This is a genomic window from Acinetobacter sp. (genome assembly GCF_045628685.1).
Lineage (GTDB): Bacteria > Pseudomonadota > Gammaproteobacteria > Pseudomonadales > Moraxellaceae > Acinetobacter.
Window position 1 is genome coordinate 1 of record NZ_JAZQPV010000066.1, and the last position, 3,636, is coordinate 3,636.

Annotated in this window: 5 protein-coding genes and 1 pseudogene; 3 read left to right on the forward strand and 3 right to left on the reverse strand. The window is 39.2% G+C overall.

All coding sequences use genetic code 11. The annotated features are described in order from the left end of the window. From ACKI4H_RS09590 to ACKI4H_RS09600, 3 genes are all read left to right on the forward strand, one after another. A partial coding sequence (locus ACKI4H_RS09590; RefSeq protein WP_407303884.1) for an IS3 family transposase occupies positions 1–110 on the forward strand: 110 nt, incomplete at its 5' end. Positions 111–208: 98 nt separating this feature from the next. Then, entirely contained in the window at positions 209–940 is a 732-nt protein-coding gene (aat, locus tag ACKI4H_RS09595; RefSeq protein WP_407305325.1) for a leucyl/phenylalanyl-tRNA--protein transferase, read from the forward strand. Between the two features lie 19 nt (positions 941–959). Further along, positions 960–1,775: an arginyltransferase gene (locus ACKI4H_RS09600; protein WP_407305326.1), complete on the forward strand. Its 816-nt coding sequence runs from the start codon at positions 960–962 to the stop codon at positions 1,773–1,775. Between the two features lie 23 nt (positions 1,776–1,798). Here ACKI4H_RS09600 and rimI read toward each other — a convergent pair whose 3' ends face one another. The 3 genes and pseudogenes from rimI to ACKI4H_RS09615 all read right to left on the reverse strand — a co-directional run. Further along, positions 1,799–2,260 (reverse strand): ribosomal protein S18-alanine N-acetyltransferase, encoded by a 462-nt coding sequence (gene rimI / locus ACKI4H_RS09605; protein ID WP_407305327.1) that lies wholly within the window; start codon positions 2,258–2,260, stop codon positions 1,799–1,801. Between the two features lie 105 nt (positions 2,261–2,365). After that, complete coding sequence (locus tag ACKI4H_RS09610; RefSeq protein WP_407305328.1) at positions 2,366–3,247, reverse strand: metal-dependent hydrolase; 882 nt, start codon at positions 3,245–3,247, stop codon at positions 2,366–2,368. A gap of 249 nt (positions 3,248–3,496) precedes the next feature. Then, positions 3,497–3,636, reverse strand: a pseudogene (locus ACKI4H_RS09615) (elongation factor Tu); the annotation flags it as partial.

Here is a 3,636-nt window from a genome sequence, read left to right on the forward strand (position 1 = left end):
AGCAAACCGTGAAAGAATATATTCACTATTACAACCATGAACGAATCAAGGTTAAATTAAAAGGACTGAGTCCTGTAGAGTACAGGAAACAGTCCTTAAAAGCTGCTTAATCAAACCGTCCAACTTTCGGGGGTCAGATCAGATTGGGCGGCTTTTTTATTGCTAAAATTAGATTATGATTTATCTATAGTTTTATTTCAGGCCTACCATGCATCTACTTCCTCCCTCAGAATTCATTTTTCCCGATCCTATCGAAGCTGATCCCGATGAGCAAGGGCTAATTTGCATAGGTGCTGACCTCTCCCCTGCTACGCTTTTTGAAGCTTACACCCACGGTCTGTTTCCATGGTTTTCAGAAGGCGATCCGATTTGCTGGTGGAGTCCTGAACCACGTTGCATTATTCGTCCGCAGGATTATCACCCAAGCAAATCGCTCGTACGTAATATGAAAAAGTTTGATTATAAAATTACAGTTAATCATGCTTTTGAACAGGTAATACGCTGCTGTTCCCTGCCGCGTAGTTATGCTGAAGATACCTGGATTTCTGAAGAGATTATTGAGGGATACTGTCACTTATTTGATGCAGGCTATGGCTATAGCATTGAAGTATGGGATGAAGGCAAAGTGGTGGGTGGTCTGTATGGTGTGACCATTGGACGTGGCTGTTTTGGTGAATCGATGTTTAGCACCCAAACCGACGTTTCAAAAATGGCTTTTTACACTTTAATGCTGCTTGGTCAGGAAAATCATCTGCCTTGGATTGACTGTCAACTGGTCAACGATCACCTTTTAAGCCTAGGCGCCTGTACGCTTTCTCGCCAATCGTATCTTAATTCGTTACAAGATGTTGTTAAACAGCCCGGTATAGATTGGAAAAAATATCAAGAAGGTGTATTTTCAAGTAAAACAATAGCGCAATACGCACGATTAATTGAATGAAAATAACAGAGGGATTGCCATGAATTCGTATCACCCAAAATCCCTATTAAATGATTTACAGTATTATATTACGCCACCGCATAGCTGTAGTTACCTAAAAAATAAATCAGCGCGGATGGTCTTTTTAGATCCTGCACATCGTATTGATGTGGTGAGTTTATCCGAACTTTCTCGTTTAGGATTTCGTCGCAGTGGTGATTTCGTCTATCGTCCTGAATGCCACCTATGCCGCCAATGCTTATCCAGTCGTGTACCTGTCAGTGATTTCCACATGAACAGTATGCAAAAGAAGGCATGGCAACGAAATCAAGACCTGACTGTGAAAATTACTCGCACTGCAGATGCATCTGACATTCATTATGCTTTGTATGAACGCTATATTTACGAGCGCCATGCAGATGGGGATATGTTCCCCCCCACTCTCGATCAATTCGAAAAATTTTTAGTGCATAGCTGCACAGACAGTTTTTTTGTTGAATTTTGGAAAGATGATAATCTTATTTGCGTTTCAAGTTGTGATCCTTTAGATGATGGAGTTTCCGCGGTTTATACTTTTTTCGATCCGGATGAGAGTCGGCGCTCACTTGGCGTATTTGCAGTACTTAAACAAATTGAACATGCCAAAGCTTTAGGTTTGTCTTATGTTTATTTAGGCTATTGGGTGCCGCATTCCAATAAAATGAATTATAAATCTCAATATATTCCTTTGGAGCTTTTAATTGATGGACAATGGCGCCGTTTAAACCGCTTGCTCAATCAAGAAGAAATTCAACAACTGGGAAACTCGCTAATGACGACGCTGCCATCCGGATGGAATAACCCAATTATCAAATAATATTATTGATGATTTAAAAAAATTTACGATTTAAAAAGTTTAGAAAAATCATCACTGCATGATTTCACCATAATAATGGCATGCTCGCGAGAACCATCTGGCTTTGGATAATAATTTTTACGTAAATCAATTTGATGGAAACCGGCTTTTTCATACAGTGCAATTGCCGCCTGATTACTTTCCCGTACTTCCAAGAAGATTTGTAGCGGATTATTTTTCAATTGCGCAATTGATGCTTCAAGCAATTGAAAGCCTAGCCCTTTGCCCTGCTGACTGGGGTGAATGGCCATCAGTAAAAGATTAGCTTCATCCAGCACTGGTTGCAGTATACAAAAACCGACCACTTGACCATTTTGTTCAATGACTGTGCTGTGATAATTTTCGATAGCATCTTCAAACTGTTTTGCCGTCCACGGATGGCTTTGTACCAATTGCTCAATTTGAGCGATGCGGCTAACGTCCGCTTTTTGCATTAAACGAATCATCTTCGTTCATCTTTTAAATAACATGAACTTGGCATTATAGAAACTTTGCATAAAAAATCGAGTAAAAAAAAGGGCAATATCGATTGCCCAAAGCGTCAACACATCTTAAAAACCCAATTTAGCTTTCCAATTCACCAACAAACCGACAGTATCTAAATCATTCGGATGAAAACCCGGTTTAAAATAAGCCCACATTTCCTTACCCATACCCGTAATAATACCTTTAGATGGGCTATAGGCATAAGCATAAATTTCTTTTAAAGATTCAAGATTTAATTGATTATCAGCTTTTAGTAACCGCACAAGAAAGTAGGATTGGGTAATAAACAAAATTACCATTGCGAGGGTTAAAGATCCGGTACGTAAAACATATGCTTTTGGACCCTGACCAAATACACCTTCAAAAACATCATAGGCGACTGCCTTATGTTCATTTTCTTCAATTGCATGCCATGCCCACATGGTTGCCATCGTCTGATCAGTCATTAGTGTTTGGATATGCAGATTACGTAATAATTCTGAAGCAATGGTGGCAGTAAAATGCTCAAGTGCTGTAGTCGCCGTCAAATCAATCATTTCCTGCGTAATGCCGAGGGGCTTACCCATTTTTGCCATAAACTTACGCGTGGTTTGAATGACTTTATCGGTATAACGATCGAGTGTATCGACATCATGCCCATACTTTTGTGCTGAAGCATTAAAACCCACATGCTCATGCGTATGCATAGCTTCTTGACCAATAAATGCAGAAATTTCTTTTTGCAAAGCTTCATTATCTTTAATGGTTGGATGTTGACGCACTGCACGTACGCTATCAATAAAGAATTTTTCACCCGCTGGAAACAAGGCAGATAATGCAGTCATAAAATGAGTCAGACCTGCAGAACCATTCATCCAATATTCTGGCACGTGATCAAAATCAAAATTCATACGACGCACAGGAAAGCTTGCACCTGCACGATTGCTAATATTGACCTTTGCATTCATGACTCTTACTCCTATCTAGCAAAATGACTTTGTTTAATTCGCTTATGTTTGTTTTTCTTCATTCTTATATTACGTATTTAAAAAATTGCTATAAGTGCAGATAAGGTCAGGAAAATATCAGTTAAGGACATAAGGAGAGAAAATAATGATAAGTGAAATTATTTTTATAACCCGAGCAATCTATATAAAAATTATTACACATAAAAAAAGCGCCCCCAAAGGAGCGCTTTTTTATACAATCAATACTGATTATAGAGTTACTTTAGCAACTACACCAGCACCAACTGTACGACCACCTTCACGGATCGCAAAACGTAGACCTGGGTCCATTGCGATTGGGTGAATTAGCTCTACTGACATTTCAACGTTGTCACCCGGCATTACCATTT

Excerpts from the sequence above, each read along its gene's own strand:
- aat (WP_407305325.1), top strand. The coding sequence starts at position 209 with ATGCATCTACTTCCTCCCTCAGAATTCATTTTTCCCGATCCTATCGAA.
- ACKI4H_RS09600 (WP_407305326.1), top strand. The coding sequence starts at position 960 with ATGAATTCGTATCACCCAAAATCCCTATTAAATGATTTACAGTATTAT.
- rimI (WP_407305327.1), bottom strand. The coding sequence starts at position 2,260 with ATGATTCGTTTAATGCAAAAAGCGGACGTTAGCCGCATCGCTCAAATT.
- ACKI4H_RS09610 (WP_407305328.1), bottom strand. The coding sequence starts at position 3,247 with ATGAATGCAAAGGTCAATATTAGCAATCGTGCAGGTGCAAGCTTTCCT.